Below are 23,358 nucleotides of genomic sequence, written 5' to 3' on the forward strand. Positions count from 1 at the left end.
ACAGCTGACTCAGTGACCCAGGGCGGCCTTGGCCAACACGATGACCAGTCCGAGCAGCAGGTTGACCACTGACTCCACGGCCGCCTGCCGATGCGAGGCACCGGCGTGAAGGGCACCGAGACAGGCCCACGTCATCTGCTGCACCACGGCTACCGCCAGAGCGAGCCACCAGGTGGCGCTCAGGCCCAGTCCGAGAAGCGGGCTGAGGCTCACGGCGGCGGCCGGTAGCGCGGCCGCCTCGACGATCGACCACTCGCTCCGCCCGACCCGGCGTACCTCGGACCAGTCGACGGACCGGCCGGTCGACCTCTCACCGGCGAGGCGCGCGTAGACATGGGCGGCCCAGAACACCAATCCGGTGACGAGCAGCAGTACGACGGTCTCGAGGCGGGGGAACTTGCCGACCGTGCTCGTGGCGGCGATCACGGAGGCAGCCAGGAGGGATCCGTAAACGGCTCCCGCGTAGTCCGTCCGGGAATGCGCACGACCGCCCCGGTCGGGTCGGTGTCGCCACGGAAGGAGACGCGTCACCGGCTCACCGTACGCGCGATCGGCCCTTGCGGCCGGTCGCGCCACACTGCGGGCGGCACTGAGCGGAGAACGTCCGGCTGTCCGGGAGCACCATCCGGACCGGCACCGGCTGGGAGTCGGGACTGCGGTGATGGCCTTCCTGCCGCTCTGTCACTTAGGGTCATGCCCATGACCACCCCTGAACTCGAAGAACGCCTGGCGGCGCTGGAGAAGAGCCAGGAGCGCATGGCCTCGGACCTGGCACGTCTGGAGAGCGCCGTACAGGACCTGAGGCGACCGAGCTTCTCGTTCGTCGTCCGGGTGGCCATCGGCCTCATCGTGCTGTGGGTGGCGCTGCAGTTCGTGCCGATGGTCGCTCTGATGCTGGGCTCGGCGATCTTCAACCAGGGCGGTCGGCCTGCGATCGGGGCGATCGCGCTGATCGTGATCGCGGCGGTGGCCGTGACCGTCACGGTCAAGGCAGTGCGCAACCGCAGGGCTTCGGCTTCCCGCTGACCAGGAGGCTGCTCGGGCCGGGAAATCCGAAGGCGCCCGCGGTCCACGGCTCCCTAAGCTCGCCCCATGCCACGCCCAGAACTGCAGCTGATCAACGCCTTCCTCTCGACCTTCGCCCGCCGCCAGGCCGCGCGGACCATCGACCTCCCGGGCGGATTCGCCGTCCTCGACGACGCCTTCGCGCACTCGCACGCGAACAACCAGGTTGTCATCGAGGCGCCCGCCTCCCCCGAGACGCTGCCCGGCATCGCGGACCAGGCGCTGGGACATCTGCCGTTCCGACGGATCTCCGTCCTCGACGACGAGACGGGGAGGGCGTGCGCGGAGCCGCTGATCCGTGCCGGATACACCCACTCCGTCCAACTGGTCATGGCACACACAGGTCCGGCGCCGGTCGGCGGCCACGCGGAGGAGGTGGACCTCGACGCGATCCGTGCGCCGCTCACCCGGCGCTGGCGCGGCTTCCTCCCGGACGCCGACGACACGGTCGTACGCCACCTCGTCGACCGCCGCGAGACCCGCCGTCGCGGCGCCGACGCCGTGCACTTCATAGCGACCCGCACGGAGGAGGGCGAGGTCGCCTCGTGGGCGGATCTCTATCTGGACCCGGCAACCGGCATCGCCCAGATCGAGGATCTGATGACCTCCGAGACCCACCTGGGCCGCGGCCACGCCGACGCGGCCCTGGCCACGGCCCTGCGCACGGCCACCGACGCGGGCTGCGGTACGCGGTTCCTGATCGCCGACGCGGACGACTGGCCACGCCATTGGTACGAGCGTCGCGGCTTCTCGGCCATCGGACAGTCGCACCGCTTCGAACGCGGCTGAGGGCGGTGCGCGTTCAGTAGCCGCTCGTGGTTGTCGGCTTCCTGCCCCGATCAGCCTTCTCCGGCGACCGCCGCGTCCCTGTTGCCGTCTCTGTGTGCGGCATAGCGCGGGGCGTGCCGCGGCCAGGGCTTGGCCGCCTCGATCTGCGCGGCCAGTTCCAGCAGCAGCTTCTCGCCGCCGGGCTTGGCAACGAGCTGCACCGCGACGGGCATGGCGTCGACGCCCACACCCACGGGAACCGCGAGCGCCGGCCAGCCCGCGATGTTCCAGGAGCCGAACAGTGAGGCCGTACGGGTGCTGACTGCCGTGGTGCGCAGTCCACCGGCGTCGCCCCACCGTTTGGCCTGCGTCGCCGGCTGGCTGAGCGCGGGGAGCAGCAGCACGTCCATCTGCCCGAAGAAGCGTTCTGCGGCGTCGGTGCGCCAGCGGTCGCGCCCGTGCGCCCCGTCCAGGTGAAGAGCCGCCAACGCCCCGCCGACCGCGGCCAGTCGGCGCGTGCTCCGGTCAAGTCCGGCGCGGTCGAGTCCCGCAGCGCTCGCGCGCGCCGACGCGAACCAGGAGCTCAGCGACGCGGGTCCCAGCCATGCCGGATAGCGCCGGTTGTGCCGGGTCACCGTGTGCCCGAGTCCTTTGAGCAGTGTCCCGGTCTCCAGCGCGGCACGGCGGTACTGGGCCGCGATCGCAAAGCCGGGCGAGATCGACCGGACCGATACGCCGATGCGCAGCGTCCCCACCGCGCCGAGCTGGGCGAAGCCCGGTTCGTCGGCCATCACGGCCAGTCCGAGGGCCGCGTCCTGCACCGTGGTCGCGATCGGGCCGTTCTCGACCAGGTCGAACCAGGTCGGGTCGTCCGGTGCGTGCGGCACGACGCCCCGCCCCGGCTTGATCCCGATCGTTCCGCAGCAGGCACACGGGATCCGGATCGAGCCGAACCCGTCGTTGCCGTGCGCCAGTGGGACCAGACCGGCAGACACCGCGGCCGCGCTGCCGCCCGAGGAGCCGCCGGGCGTGCGCTGCTCGTTCCAGGGATTGCGCGCGATCCCGTAGACGCTGTCCGCCATCGGGACCAGACAGAGTTCCGGCACGTTGGTCAGACCGACCACCACGGCGCCCGCTGCCCGCAGCCGTTGGACGATGACGTGATCGGTGGGGCTGTGATCCGACGACGTGGCAGCGGATCCCATGCGGGCCTGCTCGCCCGCGACCGCGATGTTGTCCTTGACCGCGACGGGGACTCCCGCGAGCGGCAGGGAGGCGCGGTCGGCCCGCCGGTCCACCGCCTCCGCCTCGGCCTGCGCCTGCTCCGCCCGCACGTGCCGGAACGCGGACAGGCCCGGTTCGAGCCGGGCGATGCGGTCGAGGTGCCGGCGGGTGACGTCGGCCGCGCTCGCCCGTCCTTCGCGTACGGCGGCGGCGATCTCGACGGCGGTGCGGCCGGTCCACTCAGTCATGGTTGATGAGTCAATCCCTCGCCGCCTGCGCCGCCAACCCCCGCGCACCCGTGTTACCGAACAGTAATCTCGGTTGGGTGCCGATCGTGCTCGATCCTTGTACCGAGCCGTGTACGCGGCTCGGGTGGAGCCGGCGGTGAAGTGCCCGGGTGACGAGGGGTCGGGCGGCGAGGCCCGAGCATCCCGCCCCGCACGTCTCTCCGGTCCGCGCACCGTCCGGACGGCCTGTCGTGGTGGTCTCCACCGACCGCGAGGTGTCCGACGGGTGGCGAAGGCGGGGCCAAGCCCGTTGCGTCCATCTTGCTCCTGAAGCGGCTTTCGCGCGCCTAGTGAGATGTGTTGCGACTTGCCGGAAATTATGAAACGGACCGTCAGGTCGCCGCTACGCGCCGTGTGATGTGAGTAAAGAAGTACCTCGTGTGTCGAGATTGGATTGAACTGATTACAAGATGGTCACTAAGGTCGAGCTTCGAACCTTCGCACGGTTGATCACCCATCCGGGGTGGCAGCGAAGGAACCGCCGAGTCCGTGACGTGCACGGAGCCGGGGATTCAGTTCCCCCCACAGCCCGGTAGGCGGCTCGAGGAAGAAGGAGCTCGCCTTCGTGGCGTCCCACCGTCGTCCCAAGCAGCCGAGCCGCGCCCGTGTGACCGTGCTCACCGCGACCGCCGCCGCGGCCGTGGCCCTGACATCCCAGGCCGCACACGCCGACCCCAAGCCGACCAAGAGTGAGGTCAAGGCGAAGGTCGACAAGCTCTACCACGAGGCGGAGAAGGCCACCGAGAAGTACAACGGGGCCAAGGAGCAGCAGCAGAAGCTCGAGAAGCAGGTCGGCGCGCTGCAGGACAAGGTGGCCCGCGGTCAGCAGGAGCTCAACACGCTCCGCAGCGGCCTCGGTTCGCTCGCCGCCGCGCAGTACCGCTCCGGCGGCATCGACCCGTCCGTGCAGCTCTTCCTCGCCTCGGATCCGGACACCTTCCTCGACGAGGCCTCGGCCCTCGACCAGTTGACGGCCAAGCAGACCGAGTCGCTGGAGAAGATCCAGGAGAAGCAGCGGGCCCTCGCGCAGCAGCGCAAGGAGGCCCAGGACAAGCTGGGCGACCTCGCGGACGTCCGCAAGACGCTCGGCGAGAACAAGAAGAAGTCCCAGGGCAAGCTCGCCGAGGCGCAGCGCCTGCTCAACACCCTGACCGCCGCCGAGCGCGCCAAGATGGCCCAGGACGAGCAGCGTGCCAGCCGCGCCGCCGGCGACCGGGTCGAACTCGGCAACGAGGCCCCCGCCTCCGCCCTCGGCGCCGCCGCCCTCCAGGCCGCCTCCACTCGGGTGGGCAAGCCGTATGTCCGCAGCGCCACCGGCCCCAACGCCTTCGACTGCTCGGGCCTGACCCAGTGGGCTTACGCCCAGGCCGGCGCCAACATCACCCGCACCACGTACACCCAGATCAACCAGGGCACCCGCATTGCGCGCAGCGCCCTCAAGCCGGGCGACCTGGTTTTCTTCAGCAATACCCAGCACGTGGGCCTCTACGCGGGCAACAACACCGTGCTGCACGCCCCGTACCCGGGCGCCTACGTCCGCTACGAGTCGATGAACACCATCGGCAGCTACCAGGCCGCGGTACGCATCTGATCACGCCCGAACAGGCGAATTTCCGCGCCCCGTACTGACTGTCCGCCCCGCCGGAGACCACAGGTCACCGGCGGGGCGGACCTCAATTCCCCGATGCGCGACTGCTCCGCCCCAACGGATCCTTCTCGCGCACGTGCTGGGTGCCTGACAGACACCGAGGGTGCGGCGTGAAGTCCCGTTCGCATGGTGGGTGATGCCGGACGTGCGGTACGGTGACGAAACCATCACGCTCCGTGTGTGTACGCGCACATGGAGCGGCCCCCGGCGGTGCGCCAACACCAACCGAGGGCCTTCATCACCAGTGGATCGAGACCACCGGAAATGCTGCGTCATGTTATCGCCCCGTCTCGGCGCTTCACGAAGGCATCGCACGATGTCGTGCGCCATCCGCGTCTGAACAGTGACGCGAAGATCCTGCTCCTGTACGTACAGGGTCTTCCCGAAGTGACCCCCTGCAAGCCCCTGAGCGAACTCGCCCAGAAGCTGGGCATCAAGGGCCGCGCGTACCAGAAGGCGAAGGAACAGTTGGTCGCGCACGGGTACGTACATGAGTGGAAAAGCCAGAGTGACCGAGGCCGCTGGATCACCGAGCAACTGGTCGCGAACACCCCTCTGACGAGTGAGCAGGCAGGACACCTACGAGAGGCTGTCCCGCCCACCACCTCGCCACCGAGTACGCAGTTCCCGACGGTCGGCGAACCGACCGCCCGGAGGGCCGGTGGCTATCAACCGGTAGAAGACCACAGTGATAAGACCACTCCCCACCCACCCTCCGAAGCCGAGCCGACGACGGACCCGGACCCCGGACCGACGGCGGGGTCGGCTGCTGAGTCCCTCCAACTGGCCCGCGCGGAACGGGTACTGCTCTCGCTGCGCCACACCCGCCGCGAACTGCACCTGGGAATGCGCGAGGCCCGCGCACTCGCTGTGGAGGCGGTCAAGTGGCTGGAGCGCGGCCTGAGCGAGTCCGACCTGCGACAGGCACTGCTGGCCGAACGCCCGGAAGGCGGCGTGCGCTCGGCGGTCGGCTTCCTGCGCTACCGCCTCATCCAGAAGCTCCCCGAGGGCCCGGCCCCGCTGCCTCGACCTCCGTCGGCCGCGACCATGGTCGTCTGCTCCTCGCCTGGTGAGGAACACGTCTTCCGCCCTCTGGGAGAAGAGACGGAATGCCCCCCGTGCCGCCAGTCCACCGCGTACGCGACCTTCTACGGCGCGCCCGCACCGGAACCCGCTCGCATCCCGTGGCGGGAACGATTCGCGAAGATCAACGGGGCGCCGCCCGGCGCGCTCGATGGTGGCTGACGACAGCCTCAGCGAGCTGAGCGACTGAGAAACACCCTTCGCCCCCGTCACGGCTTCCGGCCGGTGACAGGGGCGTGCGGGCGGCTCCTCCCGGGGGAGGCGTCAGTTGGCGGGGGCCTGGTAGAGGCCGCGGCCGGCTCGGTGGGCGCGGGAAGTGCCGACAAGCCGGTCGAGTGTGCTGCGTACGGTGTTGATGCTGCTGGGGGTGAGCTCGCGTCCCAGAGCCTTCGTGACGTCACGCGCACGGACCGGGGTGTCGCCGAAGGAGGCCAGGACCTTCATGGCCATCTCGGTGAGGCTGCCGCTGTCGTCGACTGCCGGTTCGGCGGGCGCAGCCTTCTTCGGCGCCCTGGCCTTCGCGGGCTTGACGGCCTTCGCGGGCTCGGCGGCCTTGACGGTCTTCGCGGCCTTCGCGGGCTTGGCGGTCTTGGCGGCGACGGCCTTCTTGGCAGGCTCGCTCTTCTGCTTGGCGGGCGCCTGCTTGCGGCCCTTGGCCACGGGCGCCTTCCGGGCCGTACGGCGAGCAGGGGTGGCTGCTGCCTTCTCCTGCGGGGCTTCCGCCTCGACGGCAGAGTCGGTGGGCCCCTGCGTCTGCCGCGGAATCTTAGGAGCGGCGACGTTCTCCGTCTCCGTCTCAGCGTTCGCCGACGGAGCGGGGACGGCGCTGGGCTCACTGCCGACCAGCGCAGGTGCCGGTGCCGGGGGAGCGGTGGACAGCGCCTGCAGAGCGGTCAGAGCGGTGCGCACCGACTCCAGGCGTTCGGTGACCGTCGCGAGTTCCTTCTCCAGAGCCTGCTGGTGCTCTTCCAGGCGCGGAAGTTCCGCCTGCAGCAAAGCGGTTGTGGCATCGACGGTGCCCTGTGTGTTGGCTTCTGAGGTCATGGTGTCGCCCTTCGTTTCCGGCCGACCGTTGCTGACCGACATGTCGCAGCGTAAGGGGCATTGTGTTGTGGCCTGAAATCGCCCCTTCAGCGCGCACTGGCAACAGGCGCCGTCAGCACTGCCCACCAGCCTTCGGGAACCGCAGGAAACCGTGGGCGAAGGCCCGCATACCCAAGGTGTGGGCACACTCTCTGCGCCAGTCGTCCACCGCGTACGCCACCTTCTACGGAGCCCCCGCACCGGAGGCTGATCACATCCCGTGGCGCGAACGGTTTGCGAAGATCAACGGGGCGTCGGCGGCTCTGACGGGTGAGGGCTGGCTTCGCCCCCGGCGAGGGCTGTGACCAGCAGGGCCCACCGAACGACCACGGCAAACGATGTGCGGACGCACCGGAAGCTCTTGTGTCCACTGCGCCCGGTGTGGCTCATGCACTCCACGTCGGCACTCGCGGAGTCTGTCGAGGTTCCGCGGCCCAGTCGCACCAGAGACATTCGGCCTCGTACGTGACGTTCGTGTCGGGGTGCTCGGTGATGCGGTGGAGCACGTAGCGGTACGCGGCTCGCGCACGGGCGGCTGTCACGTGTGCTCCCCGTGGTGTCGCCGCAGCTCAACATTGCAGTCGGCGACCGTCGACCAGTTGCCCACACCGGCAGCTTCCTCGCGTTCCCTTGCGAGTGCACCGCATACATCGCATCCGGTGACGGGTTCGGGCGACACGGGAGGGTCCACCACATGCACCGGCGCAGGCATCGTCGTCCTGGGGTCGCTCATGAAGAGAACGCTAAGGAGGCTTAGTTGGAGGGGCGAGACGATATTCTCGAATATTCTCGCGTCAGCCTCGGCCATGCATCGACATTCCCGGACGACGGCGGAGATCCTGTGACCCGGAGAGCATCCGTGCGAGAGACAGGTCGACATGGCACGCAGGCTGCGGTTCAACGGCACAGGCAGCGGTGGCACCGGATGTCCGTCACTCCATGAAGATCTCGACAGCCGGGAAGTGATCGTTCATGGACCACCGCTCAGTGCCCCCGAGGACGTGGCGCAGCTGCAGCATCTGTCCGAAGGCGAGGTGGCCGTCGTCGTGCCGCGCGAGCTCCTGGTCGATTACGCGCCGAGGGACGCCACCCGCGCAGCGAGGATCATCGACCTGGCCGAGTTCGAGAACCTGTTCAGGACGTTCAAGCACACGGCATGGCGCCTGGAGACCCGGCGACGCTACGCGAGCGACGAAACCACGGACACCTACCGGCAGTTCACGGACAGCGGTAGCACCCAGTGGGACTACGACGGCCCGTACTGCGCCATGATCCGGGCACAGACGGAGCAGGGGAAGCGCGTCGAACGGGTCCGCATCGCCGACGACCCGCCGACCCCCGGTCAGCTCTACCTGCTCGACAACGCGAAGCGGAACGCCGCCCTCGGCGAGGACATCAGAAATCTGCGAAGGGCCGACGCGGTACGGCTCGGACTGCCGGAAGAGGATTTCTGGATCTTCGACTCGCGACTCGTCGCGCGGCTGAACTTCGACTCCGACGATCAGCTCGTGGACGTCGAACTCATCACGGAGCCGGCAGAAGTGGTGCGCTGCTCGCTGGTACGTGATGCGGCGTGGCATCACGCAGTCCCGCACGAGGTGTTCACGGCCGAAATCAACGAGCTCGACTGAAAGCATGTGCTGAACCGGTGAGTACGGACTATCAACAGGCACGGACAGCCCTGGGTGCGAGGCTCCGGGAACTCCGCGCTTCGCGCCCTGGAGGCCCGCTCACCGGCTCGGAATTGGCCGCACGTCTCGGCTGGACGCAGTCCAAGATCAGCAAGCTGGAGAACGGCCGCCAGACTGCAACCCCCGAAGACCTGAGGTTGTGGGCGGTGGCAACCGGCCAACCCGATACATACGACGAACTGCACGCCCGCCTGCAGGGATTCGAGTCGCATGTACGTTCATGGCGAAGGCAACTCGCGTCCGGCCACCGCCCGGTACAGGACACCTGGAACGAGCTGGTCGCCGGTGCCTCGACCATCCACGAGTGGGAGCCGACCATGGTGTCGGGCATGCTCCAGACGGCCGACTACGCGCGCCATGTCTTCCTCAGATACGCGAAGCTTCAGAACTCGGTCCGTGACACGGAAGAAGCCGTCCGCTCCCGAATGAAACGGCAGGAGTGGCTGTACCGGCCGGGCAAAAGGCTTCACGTCCTGATGTGGGAGGCGGCGTTGCGCACCTTGATCTGCCCCCCGCAGGTACTGGCCGCGCAGCTGGACCGCCTGGCCGGCGTCATCGGCATGGACACCGTCACTCTCGGAATCGTTCCCCTCCACGCCACAGTGAGGGTCCCTCCCGCTAATGGGTTCTGGAGCTTCGACGGCCGCCTCATGATCACTGAGGACTGGCACGCCGAGCTGTGGCTCGACGACGCGGACACCATCGCCACGTACCAGCGGGTGTGGCAGGGCCTGAGCGAATCCGCTGTGTTCGGAGCCGAGGCGCAACACGTGATCGCCCAAGCGCGCCGGAGCCTCGACGTTCGCTGACGGCGGCCGCCACGCAGTCCCGTGCCATCGGTTTTACTTCCACCGAACCATTCCTTCGGCGGGGACTGCGGACGATGACGGCCCGGAACTTTCCGCAGTCGACCGCTCCTTCTCCAGGTAGTAAGTGTTGCGGTTGTCGGGATCGCTGAAGAAGAAATACAGGGCCAGCCCCTTGTCGCCGCGCTCCAGTTCCAGGGTCCAGGTGTATGTGTCCGGTGCCGGCTCCCTGATGTCAGTGGTGCCCATTGCCCCGTCCTCTGCGTCCTCGTCTTCACGCCATGCCGACGCGGTGCGCCGAGTGACGCTGAGGGACACGTGTTGGCCATCACCCCAACCGATGTCCCGGTCGGTCAGTTCCCATGTTCCGGTGCCGGACATCCGCCACTGATCGTCGAAGTCGAATTCCTGCCCGTCGAGAAGCTTCACGACAGCGGTTCCGCCTTTCCGCATGGTGACCGCGGTGCCATCGATGCACCGCCAGGTCCCGACGATCTCCGCCGACGAGACCCCGGTAACGGCCGGCACCTCCGCGTACTGCCCCGGCACACACCCGGACACCGAGAGGGCAACCACCACCGAGGCCATCCCGGCCAAGACACCACGACGACCGCACACGCCCATGCCGTACCCCCTGCCGTCGCCACCCACGGGCGGACGATCCTCATCCTCGTACGGGGGCGGTGGGGCACGTGATGCGGGGTGCTCTACGCGCGATGGAGGCGCGGAGCATGGCACGGCTTGAAGCACCAGACGTTTCGTGATCGGTGGCCAGGAGGTGGGCTGATCACGCGCCGAGCTGTTGGTGCCGTACTGCTGCGAGGAACCCCGCCCACGATGCGTTGCCGAACGTAAGCATCGGACCGTCAGGGGTCTTCGAGTCGCGGACTGCCGTGGCCTGTGGGAGGCGGGCGGCCTCAACGCACTCAGTTGTGTTCGCTCCGCTGTATGACGACTTGAACCAGTTGAGAGGCCTGGGGGAGTGAGGAACCGAAAGCATTACATCTCCTCGCGAACGCGCTCGATCAAGGCCGACGACGTAGCCATGTCCAACGCTTGTGCACGCAGGTAGTCGAACGCAAGTCTGTATCGGTCGAGTTCTTCGTCCTTCTCCATGAAGAGCGAGCCGACATGCAGGTCGACATACACGACGTCCAGGCTCGTCTCGACCCCGCCGAGGATCACGAAACTTCCCAAGGCCGCGCCGTGAGCACCCTTGGAGAACGGCAGGATCTGCAAGGTGATGTGCTGCGAGGCGTTGGCGTCCAGCAGGTGACCCAGTTGATCGCGCATGATTTGGGGGGATCCGACCACGCGCCGGATCACAGACTCGTCGAGGATCGCCCACAGATGGGGTGGCTTGGGTCGGCTCAGGATCTCCTGGCGCTTCATACGGATATCCACGAGACGTTGGATCTCCTCGGGCGCCAGGCGCATTTCGCTGGCACCTTGAATCGCTGTGCTGTAGTTCCGTGTCTGCAGAAGGCCGGGTACGTAAGTGCAGGAGAAGTGGTCCTCGCGCACAGCCTCGTCCTCAAGCGTCAGCAGGAGATTCATGTCGGCGGGGATGGAGTCGGTGTACGGCCCCCACCAGCCCTGCTGCTTGGCGTCCTTCGCCAGGGCAACCACGGCAGTCCGCTCCGCGTCGGTTGCGTCGTACTGCCGGCAGAGTGCGTCCGCGATGGGCCATTTCACTGGCCCTTCCTGAGTCTCGTAGCGGCTGACAGTGGCCTTTGAAACCCCGACGAGCCGACCGGCCTCCTCCAGCGTCATGCCCTTCCGTGCGCGCAACTTGCGCATCATTGCGCCGAGCTGTCGGCGTCGTGTTGTGGTCCTGACGGACATGGAGGGGGCCTTCCGTTCTGTGCCATGCGGCGATTGGGTGCCAACAAGGCTATGTCTGGGGTGAGTTGTCAGCGGTCGGATTCACCCGATCGATAGTCGTGAGAAGTTCCATGAAGAGACTTCTTGCTGCCATACTCGCAAACATGGCCACTCAGCGCAGTCGTTTGGATACGGCAGGTGCAGGGCTGATGTGGCACCGGAAGGAGAGTGCATGTCCGGACACCACATCGGTTCGCAACTCCGCAGCGTGCTGCCGTTCGAGGCCGAGCCCGCAGCGGTTCGGGATCTGCGCAGAGTCGTCAGAGGGCAGCTCACGGAGTGGTGCTTGCCGGCCTTCGTCGAAGAGGCCGAGCTCGCAGTGAGTGAGTTGGCAGCCAACGTGATCAAGCACGTGGGGAGAGGTGCCGCTGCCACTCTCGTCCTGGAGGCGGCGGGCGACCGCCTGCGGATCGAGCTCCATGACACGAGTTACCGTGTGCCGGTCCTTGGATCGGCTGCTTGCGACGACGAGTGCGGCCGGGGCCTTCATCTGCTTGCCGGCATGGCCGTCGACTGGGGCACGTTGCTGACTGCGACGGGCAAAGCCGTCTGGTGTGAGCTTTCAGGTGACCCGGAGCTGCAATGTCGCCGGGTGTGGCGGGCCGAGGCGGCCCTGGCGAATTACCGCCGAGACGTCGGAGCGCTGCCGCTGCTGCAGAGTCGCTCGGCTCAGATCCTTGAGGAATCTGCCACCGACCTAATTGCTGATCTCCTCCACTGGGTCACTGCCCGGGGTGGCGACCCGGACGGCCTGTTGGACAGGGCGCAGATGCACTTCGAAGCCGAGGCGGAGACGATTGCCGAGGCGGCTTGACGTCGGTCTCCGACGGCAAATGTCAGCCGGAAGCCCGGATCGCGGCGGCCAGTATGAACTCGACGTCTTCCTGCCGGCCGGCGTTGTTGAAGGCTGCCGTGATGTTCAGGACAGCCTGTTTGTCCGTACGTTCAGCCGCGTTGATCAGTATGGTCTCCGCGGCGTCCCGCAGGCCAGCCAAGCGGCATGAGCTCACGGCCTTAAGAATGTCATCCGCGGAGTACGACGCCCCTGCCCGCCAGAGCAAGAGATTCGCGTCGCGGTTCCGGCCGTCAGCGAGGTAGCGAGCCACTACCCCGGTCTCCGTCCATGTGAGCTCGGCGTCTTCTGAAGGGTGCCGGTCCCCCTCCGCTCGGGGGACCGGCACCCTCATACGCTTCTGTGGCACCGAAAATTCTCGCCGACGGATCTGGCGGCGAAGGCGTACCGCCCGTCGTCGTACCGGCGAGTTCCGCGTGTCGTCGGAGGCCGGCTGTTCCGCATCCGACACGTCAGAATGGGCAGGCGGGTACCCGACACTGCAACATTCGCAGTGCTTCTTCTGGGCGTGGACGCGGAGCTCCAGCAAGGCATCCAGGGTGTGTGGCAGTGGGCCACTCCCTGCGGCGTCCTTCTCTATGACTTGGTAGAACTCCCGCAGGAGAGACTCGTCTGGGATACGGCCGCCGTTGAGGTGGTTCGAGAGGGTCGTGGCCGCCTGGTGGGCATCCTCTGCGATCTTTGCCTGGGTCCGGGGGCTGCACTCCCGGATCTCGCGCATCGCCGCCACCAGAGCCCGGTGGGCCGCCGTGATGTCGCGAGACGGCTTCTTCCACTTCTTCGACTTGGGCGTCACGCGCGACTTCCGTTCGTCTGGTGGTGCGGTGATGAGCACTCAAGTCTGGCGGATGGGGCCGCGTTTCTGGGCGCGTGGAGGTTTTCCATACCCCCTCGAAACCCTGCAGAGCCTGGCGTGATGGGCCGTCCTGCAAGAAGACTGGCGTTGTTCGCTAGGGGTGCCAGCGGGACTTCCCCTGGCTCCAGTTCAGGCTGCCGTGCATCTGACATAAGGGGAATGTGGAATGGCTCTGCCGTCGTGGCGGGACGAGAAGTTCGGGACCATGAAGCGCGCCGCGCTGTGGCTGGTGACGGTTGTAGGAGAGGGCAATGTCTTCACCAAGGAGGACGTCAAGAACGCCTTCCCTGGGATCAGCCAGGCTGACCGGCGGGTGCGTGACCTGCGCGACTACGGATGGCAGATCGACACGCATAGGGAAGACGCACTGCTGGGCCAGCACGAGCAGCGGTTCGTCGCGCAGGGGCAGCCGGTCTGGGAGCCGGGCAAGGCCACCAAGGACAGTTCGTCCATCACGGACACCCAGCGGCGGAAGATCCTGGCCCACGACGGGAACCGTTGCCGGTCGTGCGGCATCACCCCCGGACAGGTCTATGCCGACTCGTTCGAATCGGCCCAGATCGACATTGCCCGGCGGAAGGTGAGGCAGCCCGACGGCAGCAGCCCGGTGCAGTTCGTGGCGGAGTGCAACCGCTGTCGTGTGGGCGGCCGTGGCCTGGAGGCAGACCCGGACGCCGTGATCGCCGGCATTTCGAAGCTCGGCGGGCTGGAGCGGCAGATGCTCGCGGACTGGGTTACTGCGGACGAGCGGGAGTTCGGCGCTGTGGAGCGGCTCTGGGCCGACTTTCGTACGCTGCCGGCGGAGTCCAGGGACAAGGTCCGCGCGGCTCTCGGACTGCCCCCCGCCTGAGCCACGTCCGCAGGACCGTGGTGGGGTCGCCACTGGTGGCGACCCCACCGTAATCAGAGCTACATCTTTCGAGAGTCAGAGGAGAACTGCTGTGAGCAAGGACGTCGGGGACTTCGGCCGGCCGCCACTCGCCGCCGAGAACAAGGACCTCGTAGAGCAGCGCCTCAAGGAGGTAGCCGCCGGCACGGGGCTCCATGAGACCCTGACGATTGAGTGGCGTATGAAGCCGCAGGTTGTACAGGTCATTGACATGCCGGTGGAGTCTCTTTACTACAACCCTGGCACCCACCGGATCCGGGCACAGCGCAGTTTCGATCCTGCGCGGGATCGCCGCCTGGACGACGATCCGTGGAGCGACGAGAGCCAGAGCTACCTTCAGCACCTGCTCCAGGCCGAGCCGGCTGATCCGTCAAAGAGGGACAAGGACTTTGAGGAACTGAAGCAAAGCCTCAAGGAATTCCGGCAGAACGAGCCGGGACTCATCACGCGAGAGGGCATCCTCGTCAACGGCAACACCCGGGCGGCGGCACTGCGTGAGCTCGGCGTTGCCCATATCCGGGTGGGCGTCCTGCCCGATTCCTGTACCTGGGGCGACATCAACACGGTCGAACTCGCTCTGCAGCTTCGACCCGACACCCGTCGTGATTATTCGTATATCAACCAGCTTCTCGCTATTGATGAGCAGGTAGAGGCAGGTCGGCCGCTGCGTGAGGTCGCACGTGATTTCCGAATTCGGGAGACTACGGCTGAGCTCGACCGGAAGGTGTTGTCCGTTCTCCGTGACCTGAGCGACAGGTCCACGACTGAGAGCGCACAACTCCGTCTGCTGGACTTTGAGGACGCTCAGGAGAAGCTTCGTGAGGTGTGTAAGGCGTATGCCAAGGAAGCCAAAGTTGATCTGAAGCAGGCTGAGCTGCTCAAGGAGAACCGTCTGGCTGCCATCGTGATGGAGTTCTCCAAGACTGACGTCCGTCTCATCGAAGCCGACTTCCGGACGCGGTACTTGGAGCACCGACTGCCGGACGAACTGAAGGCCGCGCCCGCGGCGACTCCTGAGCGTGTGATCCCAGGAATCAACCGGGCCGTGAGGGCTGAGGTACCGCAGGTGGCCGCAGCCCGCGCTTTCACGGATTCCGTTCTCCGGGCAAAGGCTGTCATTCGTGCCGGAGACAAGGTCCCTGTCGCTCAGGCCGAGAAGGCTGCCTCCGTGTTCGAGGTAGCGCATCAGGCAGTAGAAGATGCCCTGGAACCTGCCGGCAAGGATGCTCGGGTCCGTAAGCGGAAGCAGGCGGCGCCCGACCGGCTCTACGACGCCTGCCAGGACATCGAGCAGTGCATCACGGACATGGTGCTGGCGAGGGGGTCCCGGAGCCTGGACGAAGAGGCCCTTGAGGAGGCGGTTCTCAAGTTGAAGTCCTCCCTGGGCAAGCTGGCACTGGCTACTGCCCAGAGCATCGAAGTACCTGGTGATGGTGTGGCGTGGCTGCTCGACGCTGTGCGCCAGGAGGAGTCGTGACAGTGACGGAAGAACCGTCTCTGCATATTGGTTTCGATGTATCGCGGACCAAGGCTGTGCTGCGGGCCGGAGAGCCGTACCGTAGCGATCTGACTCGACTGGCAGCCCGCTTCCCTGGGGGCGGTCTGAGCGGACGGCTGGCCTTGGAGCTGTCTCTCGATGACTTCCTCGTAGGCATTGACGTCCTCGCTGACTGGCCTCATCCGGAGTCGGTTGTCTGGGCGGACGAGCTTGGCGCGCTGGTCGGGGAGGTCCTTGACGACGCGGACCAGGCTGAACAGCAGCTTCAAGCGCCTATCGTGGCCTCGGTATGGGACGACAGCGCTATCGAAGTGGCGCTGGGATCAGGGTGGTGCGCCAACCTCACGCAATTCCAGCGGCGCGACATCGCACGGCTGTTGTCCCTGCAACACGGCGCCAATTTCAGCGTTCCCGGAGCGGGGAAGACTCGTGTGGGTCTCGCGGTGTACGCGGCCATGCGGGAGCGCAGTGAGGTGCGTCGGCTGCTGGTCGTCAGCCCGAAGTCTGCCTATGAATCCTGGCAGTCCGAGAGCGAGCTCTGCTTCAAGGAGCCCCCGGTTACCACCGTGATGGGGCGGGTTCCCGACTTCAGAGCAGAGATTCTGATCGTTAACTATGAGCGTCTGGACAAGTCGCTGGCAGCGCTGGCCTCTTGGCTGCGCGGCGCGCCTTCCATGGTCATCCTTGATGAAGCGCATCGCATGAAATTGGGGGCGCAGGGGACATATGGCAGCGCCTGCATGGCGCTTGGGCCGCTCAGCCGGCGCCGACTCATCCTGACCGGGACGCCGGCTCCGAATGGGGCGCGGGACCTGGAGAACCTGCTGTCGTTCGTCTGGCCAGGTCATGGCCGACGGGTCGTGACGCAGGCCGTCGCGGGAGGCGATCTTGCGCATGCAAGCTCGGTGCTCCGCCCGCTCTTCACACGCACGACAAAGAACGAGCTGGGGCTGCCCCCGTTCGAGACGCGGATCAGACGATTGCAGATGCCGGATCTGCACCGCGAGGTTTACGACGCGCTGGTTGGCCGCTTCACCACCAGGGCTGAGGCGTCTCGCGCAGACTTTGATGCCCTTGGGAAGGCGATGCTGCGCCTGCTTATGGCAGCCACCAGCCCCGCACTGCTGGTCGAGGGCGGAAGCCGCTATGAACCACTGACCTACCAGGTGCCCCCGCTCGACGTCCCCGAAGACGAGTCGCTGTATTCGCTCATGCGGAACCTGCCACGGCATGAACTCTCCCCGAAGTACAAGGAAGCGCTCAATATCGTCGCAACAAATGCTGCGATGGGTCGGAAAACCCTGGTCTGGACGACCTTCGTTCGAAGCATTACTACAATGGAGAGTTTGTTTGCGGCTTATCAGCCTGCAGTGGTGCATGGCGGTACGCCTGATCGGGAGGAGCAGATCAGGCGCTTCCGCGAGGATCCCGACTGTCACGTTCTTCTTTCCAACCCAGCCACTCTCGGGGAGGGAATCAGCCTGCATCACGTCTGCCACGACGCTGTCTATGTAGATCGTGACTTCATGGCTGGACGCTTTCTCCAGAGCCTGGACCGGATTCACCGCCTGGGGCTCGCTCCTGGTACCGAGACTCGGGTCACTGTGCTCGCGGTTGAAGGCACCATTGATGAGGTGGTGGCCATGAGGCTCGAAGAAAAGCTCGAATTCATGGGACGGATCCTGGACGACCCATCCGTTCAGCAGCTGGCCGATCTTGAGGACGAGCCGTCTGGAGCCGCAGGTATGGATATGGCCGATGTCCGTGCGTTGCTGAGGCACGTCGATGCCGTCTCTGCCCAGTGAGTCCACGCGCCGTGCCGCGCTCCGCTGGCTGTCAAAGCTGCGCGTAAACGGTTTGGCCCGCACACGGGTGCTCTTCACGCACCATCCGGGATACGCGGACCTCACGCCGGCTCAGTACGCCGAGGGCTTGGCCTGGCTCAGGCGGACTGGCATGGTCACGGCGATGAACCGCCCCATCGTAGAGATCAGTGATGGTGAGCTGATCGACATGCAGACGGCCTCCGCGGTCCCTCGGGTCCAGTGGAGCCGCGCCGCCGAGGACGCCAGGAGGGCCATCGGTGCGGCCGGCGAGGATGCGCTTCTACGGCTGCTCAGGCGGGGTGGTGTGCCGGAGGTGCGGCATGTGGCAGCAGAGTCGGATGCCTACGGCTACGACATAGATGCCGCGCGGTCCCTTACGGAACATGCGCATCTGGAGGTCAAGGCCACGACCGATCCCACTCGCCTGGTCATTCACCTGTCACGGCACGAGTACGAGGTCATGACAACCGACCTTGAATGGTGTCTGGCCGCCGTCCTTGTTGGTGCGGACGGGGACGCGGTGAACGTAGCCACGGTTAGCCGCCGGTGGCTTCACTCTGCTGTCCCGGTGGACAAGGCCAAGGAAGGGAGCTGGGAGTCAGCCAGGCTCAAGGTCCCAGCCAGCGCGATTACGCCAGGACTCGCTACGGGAGTATGGCGGCTGCTGCCGGACGCTCTGATTCCGAGCAAGCCCGTGTGGGGGCTTCAGCCGTCAACGCCGCTGCCTGTATGAGTCAGGTCGCTGAAGGACTAGGGCACCGCCCCTGCCCCCAAGGCAGCCAGCCGCAAGAGCTGTCCATGCGGACGGTTGATGACTCTGCCCGTCGCGGTCGGCTGGACCTGCCAGGGGGTGACTGTGTCCGGTGGGATGCGAAGGGTGGGGTGAGTCTCCGGGCGGCAGATGCGACACTGGCGTGTCTGTATCAGCCGCCTTCGAGGAGTGTTCATGAGTTCCCGTCAGCCACACCCGGAGCAGTCGACGGGCCCGAGTGATCACATCCTGACCTCGATCGAGATCTGTGCGGGGGCTGGCGGCCAAGCCATCGGGCTCCACCAGGCCGGTTTTAAGCACCTTGCTCTCGTTGAAATTGACCAGCACGCCGTGAAAACCCTTGAGAAGAATATTGAGCTTCTGAAGGAGTGGAGCTGGGAGCGGAATTTTTGTGACGTCATCTCGATGGATGTCAATGAATTTCGCCCAATTCCTAGCAAAAAATATCCTGAAGCTGGCCTCAAGAAACCAGTTAATTTCTTGGGCGGCCACCTCGGAAAGGGAGATCTGGATCTTCTGGCTGGCGGTGTCCCCTGCCCTCCCTTCTCGCATGCCGGTAAGCAGTTGGGGAAAGATGATGAGCGTGATTTGTTTCCGCGGATGCTGGAGCTGGTTGAAGAGCTTCTCCCTAAAGCAGTGATGATTGAAAACGTTCGCGGCATCAAGGATGCGAAATTTGAGGACTATCGCACCTATATTGAAGCGAGACTTGAAGGGGGCCGGGCCAAGCGGCCTGAGACCGGCCTGGAGGAAGAATTTAAAGGGCTTGGCTACGAAGTATGTGAGTGGGAGGTGCTTGAGGCTAGCGACTTCGGCGTTCCTCAGCTACGGCCGCGGGCTGTTCTCGTGGCCATTCGTAAAAATGTGCTCGGAGATCTCAAGTTTGTATGGCCTACACCTACAGAGGGCCCTCGGAGTGTCTTTCATGCACTTGAACGGTCGATGGAGGATCGCTATAAGCCGTATCTGGAGATGGGAGGGGCAATTGCGGAGAAAGCGCGGCGCTGTCTCGATAAGTGGAGAGACGATGCTTCTGGTGCTGCTCTAACAAAAAAGGACGGCGGTATTGCGCCCACCTTGGTAGGTGGATCGAAGAAGCATGGTGGTGCGGACCTCGGACCGAGTCGCGCGAAGGCGGCCTGGAATACATTGGGTGTTTCTGGCATGGGTGTTGCTAACGACCATGCAGAGGGTGAGAAGAAGAAGAGTCAGGATCGGGACCTGTTCGGCGACGATGGACCGATGTTGACTGTGAAGCAAGCGGCTATCGTCCAGGGCTTTCCAGATAACTGGAAGTTCACCGGCGGTAAGACTGCGCAGTACCGGCAGGTAGGAAACGCGTTCCCCCCGCCCGTTGCGGCGGCTGTGGGCAAGGCGATCGCCGATGTGCTGCGCGCAGCCCATGAACGCGATACGCGTTCCAAGACCAAGCCGATGGATCTGCTACCCAGGCAGAGCGCGCCGGCGCTCACGGACAGTGTTGACGATCGACAGTGCGCAGGCGGTTGAATCCTGGTGCTCCCAGAAGCGCAGGACCAGCCAGCCGGCCTCAGTGAGGCGCTCATCGGTGTCGCGGTCGCGTGCCATGTTCCGGGCCACTTTCTCTGACCAGTAGCCGGGATTGGTCTTTGGCGGAACGTAGTGCTCTGGGCAGCCGTGCCAGTAGCAGCCGTCGATGAACACAGCCACCTTCACCGGGCGGAAGACTAGGTCTGCCGTCCGGCGAAGATCTGGCAGCGGCCGGGCTGCAACGCGATAGCGCAGGCCGCTGGCATGGACAAGCCGCCGGATCAGCTGTTCCGGCTTTGTGTCGCGGCTCCGGATTGCCTGCATGTTCAGGCGCCTCGCTGCCGAGGACGCCCATGATCCTTCAGGCGGCACCCAGTCGTTGGTCATTCCACCTCGATATGGCGAGAGTTAAGGCTTGGGAAGAATTGTACTTCCCAAGCCTTAATTCTCCCTATGTTGTTATCCGTTCCTTGCCTGCAGGGGGCTTCGGACTGGTCCAGTGGTTTCAGGGTATCTGTAGCCATTCCATGATCCGGGGCTTTTTTGTAAAGCCCCAGGTTGCAACCCAGATCTAGAGTCTCCGACTAACAGAACGGTTCACCTGATAGCAGCCCCGGCGCGTGAAGATTGTTATACGCGGCGGATTCGGCGCCGAGTTTCACGCAGGGGCGCTAACGAAGGGTGACTCTGCGTGTGCGGAGTCGATCGCGCGGAAGCGAAGACAGGCTGCCGACTTGGCTGTTGGATCGGAAGCCGGGATGAAAGCCGCCGCCATAACGACCTTGACTGGATCGATTCCGCCGCCTGTGACGAGGCCTGCGGGATCGCCGAGATCAGGGTCCACGACCGGGTAGAGGAGCACGGCTCCGCGTCGCGGTTGATGGAACTGAGAAGCGAAGGGATCGTCCTCGCTCAACGGGTGGAGGCCGGCGATGCGTTCTGCGGACTGACGATGAGACATGCCGGAGATGCGGTTGAAGACCCCCCGGGCGTTGCGCTTGCGCTGCACGAGAGTGAGCGGCTGTGACCCGAGGATCCTGGCTGTAACGCTTGTACGGCCAGAAGTCTGGGGGAGGACCAGGACCCAGTCATCGGTCGCGCAGCCAGCATCGCTGGAATCCTTGAGATATGCGAGATGGGGATCAAAGAGGTCGGGGCGACCCCAGGCAAGCGTGCTCATGATGCCGAGCAATTGATCGTGGCTGAGGATCGTGGTCTTGGCTGGGTAGCGGATGTAGTTCCCCCTGTCGTCTTCGGAAAGGGTTACGAATACGGAGATGTCCTGGCTCAAGGAATCAAGAGCGGGCCGCCACACCTCCGCGTTGTGCCGCAGATCCGCCGCGTCCGTCGGGTACGCCGTCGGCTCCACCCACTCGCCCGGCGACCGGATCTCCACCAGCTCCGCGTTGAACATCTTGTTGCGGGCGGACGGCTTGATCCAGGACAGGTGCTGGGAGACCAACGGCGGGATCTGGGCCGGGGTGACCTGGGGCTTGCCGTCCACCAGGGCGGCGTAACGGGTGAGTTGGGCGCGGAACGTTTCCTCGTCGCGGCAGATGGCCTCGAAGGCCTCGTACAGGTCGACCGTCTTCGACTTGCCCATGGGCTCCTCGCGACCGATGTAGAGGCGGACCAGGTCGCGGTAGCCGGGGCGGAAGCCGAACCAGCGGCCCATCTGCATCAGGGTGTCGGCCTGCTGGGTCTTGCGGCGGTAGTACGTCACCGTCAGGCCCTCGACCGTGAAGCCGCGAGAGAGCTTGGTGCCGCCGACCAGGATCTTCCACACATTCGGGGTGCGGTCGAAGTCGAGGTCGGGCTGGGCGTAGTCGCGTTCGGTGTCGCCGTTGACGACGATCACCGGTGTGCCGCCGGAGTTGATCAGCTGACGGGCCCGGAAAACATGCTGCTTCAGGTCCTCGTACGAGGTGGGGGTGGGCAGTCCGTCGTCGGCGAAGCGCTGGAAGTCGGAGTCCAGCAGGGCCGCGAGGCGGTCGTGCCCCTCCTGGCTGGTGTAGGCCGCCTCGTGCCACAGGGAGCTGATCCGCAGGGCGAGGGACGCGTGCTCGGCCATGCGTACGGACTCGTGGACGAGCATCGTGTGGTGGCGGAACGGACCGTCGGGGACGCCGTTGGCCGCGCGGTACAGCTTGAGGGCTCCGGTGAGGAGGAAGGCGTCCAGGGCTTCCTGGAGGCGGTCGCCCGTGTCCTCGTAGATGCCGCGGATGTGGGATTCCTCGGCGGTGCCGGTGGCGGAGTCGTCGGTCCGGTCCAGGTCGTGGAAGTCCTGGACGCCCATGTAGCCGGTCGGGCGGGGCAGTGAGATCAGGAAGTCGCGCGGGAAGATGTCCTCGCCGTCGCCCGGGTCGACGAAGACGTTGGCGAAGGGCGTCGCCGTGTAGCCGACGTACTGGGCGCGGGGGAGGAGGCCGAGCAGCTGGGAGATCTGGCCGTTGATGGCCGTACGGGCGACCTTGCCCTCCTCCCACTTCTTCGGATCCGTGGTGTTGACCGAAGCCTGGTCGGACTCGTCGTCGATGATCAGCGCGGGGATCTCGGAGAGGAGCGGGCCGATCTTCTTCAGGTCCTTGATGAGCTTGGCCAGCACGGACTTGTTCTTCTTCACCACCATCACGCGCGCGGCCGCGTGATGCAGGTTGTCCGGGGCGTGCAGCGGCTGCGTACGGACCTGCTTGTCGAATTCGAGCGCCCGGATCCCGGTCGCCAGACTCTTGTAGTCGTCGTCCCGGGTGGTGAGGCGTTCGATGTCGAAAGCGCCTCGGGTGGAGGGTCGGCCGCCGTGGCTGACGAACTTCGCCGGCCAGTCCTCGTCGTCCTGGTAGTCGATGTCGATCAGGGCGTCGGGGTCCGACGGGTCGGCGCCGCGCAGGATGTTCTCCTGGCCGATCAGTTCCATGTCCAGGCGGCGCTGGGTCTGGCCCCGCAGGAGGTTCAGGGTGCCGCCGAGGACGATGACGAGACGGTAGCCCGCATCGATGGCCTTCGCCGTGACGCCGGTGAAGTTGGCGGTCTTGCCCGACTGGACATAGCCGACGACCAGGCCGCGGGCGCCGTACGCCTCGGCGCGCGTGGGGTCGGCGAGGCGCTCGACCACGGCGTGGCTCGCCTCGTCGAGGCTGGACACGGCCGCGTCCGACCAGCCCTTGCGGCGCAGCAGTTGCTCGTACGAGTTCCAGTAGAAGGAGCGGGCCGCCGCGGTGTCCCGGGAGTACCAGGAAGTCGGGGTCCTGCTGATGATCGTCGGGCCGGGCTCCTTGAAGACCGGCACCGCATGGTCGAGCGCCTTGCGCAGGTCGGCGCCGAAGCCGAGGCGGGTGTACGTGTCCGCGCGGCGCGCGTCGGTACGGGGCGGGGCGGCGGACCAGTCGGCCTGTTCCGCCAGGTCCCAGCCGGTCAGGGTGCGGTGCCAGAGCGCGGTGAGCTCGTCGCCGGGGCCTGCGGTGACGATGCGGTCCCGGAAGTGGCTCAGCTCCGTGTCGGCGGGTTCGTCGGCCTCGGTGAGAACGAAGGCCAGTTTGGTGAAGTGTTTGGGTCCGCGGCGCATCGCGGCCAGGACGTCTCCGTGCAGGTTGAACAGGTGGTCGGTCATGGTGGGGAC

Annotated in this window: 22 protein-coding genes; 12 read left to right on the plus strand and 10 right to left on the minus strand. The window is 65.9% G+C overall.

Annotated features, from left to right (window positions below):
• Positions 1–9: 9 nt before the first annotated feature.
• Positions 10–426, minus strand: coding sequence for a hypothetical protein (locus OG395_RS32815; protein ID WP_327246138.1), 417 nt, complete (start codon positions 424–426; stop codon positions 10–12).
• Positions 427–699: 273 nt separating this feature from the next.
• Between OG395_RS32815 and OG395_RS32820 the strand changes: the two genes are divergently transcribed.
• Together OG395_RS32820 and OG395_RS32825 are read left to right on the plus strand one after the other, a co-directional pair.
• On the plus strand, positions 700–1,026 hold the full coding sequence (locus tag OG395_RS32820) for a hypothetical protein (RefSeq protein ID WP_327246139.1): 327 nt from the start codon (positions 700–702) through the stop codon (positions 1,024–1,026).
• A gap of 66 nt (positions 1,027–1,092) precedes the next feature.
• On the plus strand, positions 1,093–1,854 hold the full coding sequence (locus OG395_RS32825) for a GNAT family N-acetyltransferase (RefSeq protein ID WP_327246140.1): 762 nt from the start codon (positions 1,093–1,095) through the stop codon (positions 1,852–1,854).
• A gap of 50 nt (positions 1,855–1,904) precedes the next feature.
• Here OG395_RS32825 and OG395_RS32830 read toward each other — a convergent pair whose 3' ends face one another.
• Positions 1,905–3,305: an amidase gene (locus OG395_RS32830; RefSeq protein ID WP_327246141.1), complete on the minus strand. Its 1,401-nt coding sequence runs from the start codon at positions 3,303–3,305 to the stop codon at positions 1,905–1,907.
• 604 nt (positions 3,306–3,909) lie between these two features.
• Between OG395_RS32830 and OG395_RS32835 the strand changes: the two genes are divergently transcribed.
• Together OG395_RS32835 and OG395_RS32840 are read left to right on the plus strand one after the other, a co-directional pair.
• Entirely contained in the window at positions 3,910–4,935 is a 1,026-nt protein-coding gene (locus tag OG395_RS32835; RefSeq protein WP_327246142.1) for a C40 family peptidase, read from the plus strand.
• A 321-nt stretch (positions 4,936–5,256) separates the two neighbouring features.
• Complete coding sequence (locus OG395_RS32840) at positions 5,257–6,237, plus strand: hypothetical protein (RefSeq protein ID WP_327246143.1); 981 nt, start codon at positions 5,257–5,259, stop codon at positions 6,235–6,237.
• 102 nt (positions 6,238–6,339) lie between these two features.
• Here OG395_RS32840 and OG395_RS32845 read toward each other — a convergent pair whose 3' ends face one another.
• Together OG395_RS32845 and OG395_RS32850 are read right to left on the minus strand one after the other, a co-directional pair.
• Positions 6,340–7,119, minus strand: a complete 780-nt coding sequence (locus OG395_RS32845) for a hypothetical protein (protein ID WP_327246144.1) — start codon at positions 7,117–7,119, stop codon at positions 6,340–6,342.
• 425 nt (positions 7,120–7,544) lie between these two features.
• Positions 7,545–7,700: a DUF7848 domain-containing protein gene (locus tag OG395_RS32850; protein WP_327246145.1), complete on the minus strand. Its 156-nt coding sequence runs from the start codon at positions 7,698–7,700 to the stop codon at positions 7,545–7,547.
• 336 nt (positions 7,701–8,036) lie between these two features.
• Here OG395_RS32850 and OG395_RS32855 point away from each other — a divergent pair, with 336 nt between their 5' ends.
• Positions 8,037–8,789: a DUF6879 family protein gene (locus OG395_RS32855; protein ID WP_327246146.1), complete on the plus strand. Its 753-nt coding sequence runs from the start codon at positions 8,037–8,039 to the stop codon at positions 8,787–8,789.
• A gap of 17 nt (positions 8,790–8,806) precedes the next feature.
• Complete coding sequence (locus tag OG395_RS32860) at positions 8,807–9,658, plus strand: helix-turn-helix domain-containing protein (protein ID WP_327246147.1); 852 nt, start codon at positions 8,807–8,809, stop codon at positions 9,656–9,658.
• A 33-nt stretch (positions 9,659–9,691) separates the two neighbouring features.
• Here the strand turns inward: OG395_RS32860 and OG395_RS32865 are convergent, their stop codons facing one another.
• The 3 genes from OG395_RS32865 to OG395_RS32875 form a co-directional block, all read right to left on the minus strand.
• The gene (locus tag OG395_RS32865) at positions 9,692–10,306 is read right to left on the minus strand and encodes a hypothetical protein (protein WP_327246148.1); all 615 of its coding nucleotides are present in this window, start codon (positions 10,304–10,306) and stop codon (positions 9,692–9,694) included.
• Between the two features lie 136 nt (positions 10,307–10,442).
• Positions 10,443–10,655, minus strand: coding sequence for a DUF397 domain-containing protein (locus OG395_RS32870; RefSeq protein WP_327246149.1), 213 nt, complete (start codon positions 10,653–10,655; stop codon positions 10,443–10,445).
• Positions 10,655–11,500, minus strand: a complete 846-nt coding sequence (locus OG395_RS32875; RefSeq protein WP_327246150.1) for a helix-turn-helix domain-containing protein — start codon at positions 11,498–11,500, stop codon at positions 10,655–10,657. Before OG395_RS32875 ends, OG395_RS32870 begins: the two co-directional genes overlap by 1 nt.
• A 211-nt stretch (positions 11,501–11,711) precedes the next feature.
• On the opposite strand from OG395_RS32875, the gene OG395_RS32880 reads away from it, so the two are divergent.
• A complete protein-coding gene (locus OG395_RS32880) occupies positions 11,712–12,353 on the plus strand; it encodes an ATP-binding protein (RefSeq protein WP_327246151.1) in 642 nt (213 codons plus the stop codon).
• A gap of 22 nt (positions 12,354–12,375) precedes the next feature.
• Here the strand turns inward: OG395_RS32880 and OG395_RS32885 are convergent, their stop codons facing one another.
• Entirely contained in the window at positions 12,376–13,188 is an 813-nt protein-coding gene (locus OG395_RS32885) for a hypothetical protein (RefSeq protein ID WP_327246152.1), read from the minus strand.
• Between the two features lie 226 nt (positions 13,189–13,414).
• Between OG395_RS32885 and OG395_RS32890 the strand changes: the two genes are divergently transcribed.
• The 5 genes from OG395_RS32890 to OG395_RS32910 all read left to right on the plus strand — a co-directional run bounded on the left by OG395_RS32890 (position 13,415) and on the right by OG395_RS32910 (position 19,742).
• On the plus strand, positions 13,415–14,098 hold the full coding sequence (locus tag OG395_RS32890; protein ID WP_327246153.1) for a hypothetical protein: 684 nt from the start codon (positions 13,415–13,417) through the stop codon (positions 14,096–14,098).
• A 91-nt stretch (positions 14,099–14,189) separates the two neighbouring features.
• Positions 14,190–15,614: a ParB/RepB/Spo0J family partition protein gene (locus OG395_RS32895; protein ID WP_327246154.1), complete on the plus strand. Its 1,425-nt coding sequence runs from the start codon at positions 14,190–14,192 to the stop codon at positions 15,612–15,614.
• Positions 15,611–17,440, plus strand: a complete 1,830-nt coding sequence (locus OG395_RS32900; protein WP_327246155.1) for a DEAD/DEAH box helicase — start codon at positions 15,611–15,613, stop codon at positions 17,438–17,440. The genes OG395_RS32895 and OG395_RS32900 overlap by 4 nt, the downstream gene beginning before the upstream one ends.
• Before the next feature lie 67 nt (positions 17,441–17,507).
• Positions 17,508–18,194, plus strand: a complete 687-nt coding sequence (locus OG395_RS32905) for a protein NO VEIN domain-containing protein (protein ID WP_327246156.1) — start codon at positions 17,508–17,510, stop codon at positions 18,192–18,194.
• A 213-nt stretch (positions 18,195–18,407) separates the two neighbouring features.
• The gene (locus OG395_RS32910; protein WP_327246157.1) at positions 18,408–19,742 is read left to right on the plus strand and encodes a DNA cytosine methyltransferase; all 1,335 of its coding nucleotides are present in this window, start codon (positions 18,408–18,410) and stop codon (positions 19,740–19,742) included.
• Here the strand turns inward: OG395_RS32910 and OG395_RS32915 are convergent.
• Positions 19,677–20,129, minus strand: a complete 453-nt coding sequence (locus OG395_RS32915; RefSeq protein ID WP_327246158.1) for a very short patch repair endonuclease — start codon at positions 20,127–20,129, stop codon at positions 19,677–19,679. The two genes, OG395_RS32910 and OG395_RS32915, sit on opposite strands and share 66 nt — an antisense overlap.
• A gap of 271 nt (positions 20,130–20,400) precedes the next feature.
• Complete coding sequence (locus OG395_RS32920) at positions 20,401–23,349, minus strand: Z1 domain-containing protein (RefSeq protein ID WP_327246159.1); 2,949 nt, start codon at positions 23,347–23,349, stop codon at positions 20,401–20,403.
• Positions 23,350–23,358 lie beyond the last annotated feature (9 nt).

Origin of the sequence: Streptomyces sp. NBC_01320 (assembly GCF_035974375.1) — a bacterium.
Lineage (GTDB): Bacteria > Actinomycetota > Actinomycetes > Streptomycetales > Streptomycetaceae > Streptomyces > Streptomyces yanii.

Coding starts and splice junctions, on each gene's coding strand:
- OG395_RS32820 (WP_327246139.1), top strand. CDS start 700: ATGACCACCCCTGAACTCGAAGAACGCCTGGCGGCGCTGGAGAAGAGC.
- OG395_RS32825 (WP_327246140.1), top strand. CDS start 1,093: ATGCCACGCCCAGAACTGCAGCTGATCAACGCCTTCCTCTCGACCTTC.
- OG395_RS32830 (WP_327246141.1), bottom strand. CDS start 3,305: ATGACTGAGTGGACCGGCCGCACCGCCGTCGAGATCGCCGCCGCCGTA.
- OG395_RS32840 (WP_327246143.1), top strand. CDS start 5,257: ATGCTGCGTCATGTTATCGCCCCGTCTCGGCGCTTCACGAAGGCATCG.
- OG395_RS32845 (WP_327246144.1), bottom strand. CDS start 7,119: ATGACCTCAGAAGCCAACACACAGGGCACCGTCGATGCCACAACCGCT.
- OG395_RS32855 (WP_327246146.1), top strand. CDS start 8,037: ATGGCACGCAGGCTGCGGTTCAACGGCACAGGCAGCGGTGGCACCGGA.
- OG395_RS32870 (WP_327246149.1), bottom strand. CDS start 10,655: ATGCTTTCGGTTCCTCACTCCCCCAGGCCTCTCAACTGGTTCAAGTCG.
- OG395_RS32875 (WP_327246150.1), bottom strand. CDS start 11,500: ATGTCCGTCAGGACCACAACACGACGCCGACAGCTCGGCGCAATGATG.
- OG395_RS32880 (WP_327246151.1), top strand. CDS start 11,712: ATGTCCGGACACCACATCGGTTCGCAACTCCGCAGCGTGCTGCCGTTC.
- OG395_RS32890 (WP_327246153.1), top strand. CDS start 13,415: ATGGCTCTGCCGTCGTGGCGGGACGAGAAGTTCGGGACCATGAAGCGC.
- OG395_RS32910 (WP_327246157.1), top strand. CDS start 18,408: ATGAGTTCCCGTCAGCCACACCCGGAGCAGTCGACGGGCCCGAGTGAT.
- OG395_RS32915 (WP_327246158.1), bottom strand. CDS start 20,129: ATGACCAACGACTGGGTGCCGCCTGAAGGATCATGGGCGTCCTCGGCA.
- OG395_RS32920 (WP_327246159.1), bottom strand. CDS start 23,349: ATGACCGACCACCTGTTCAACCTGCACGGAGACGTCCTGGCCGCGATG.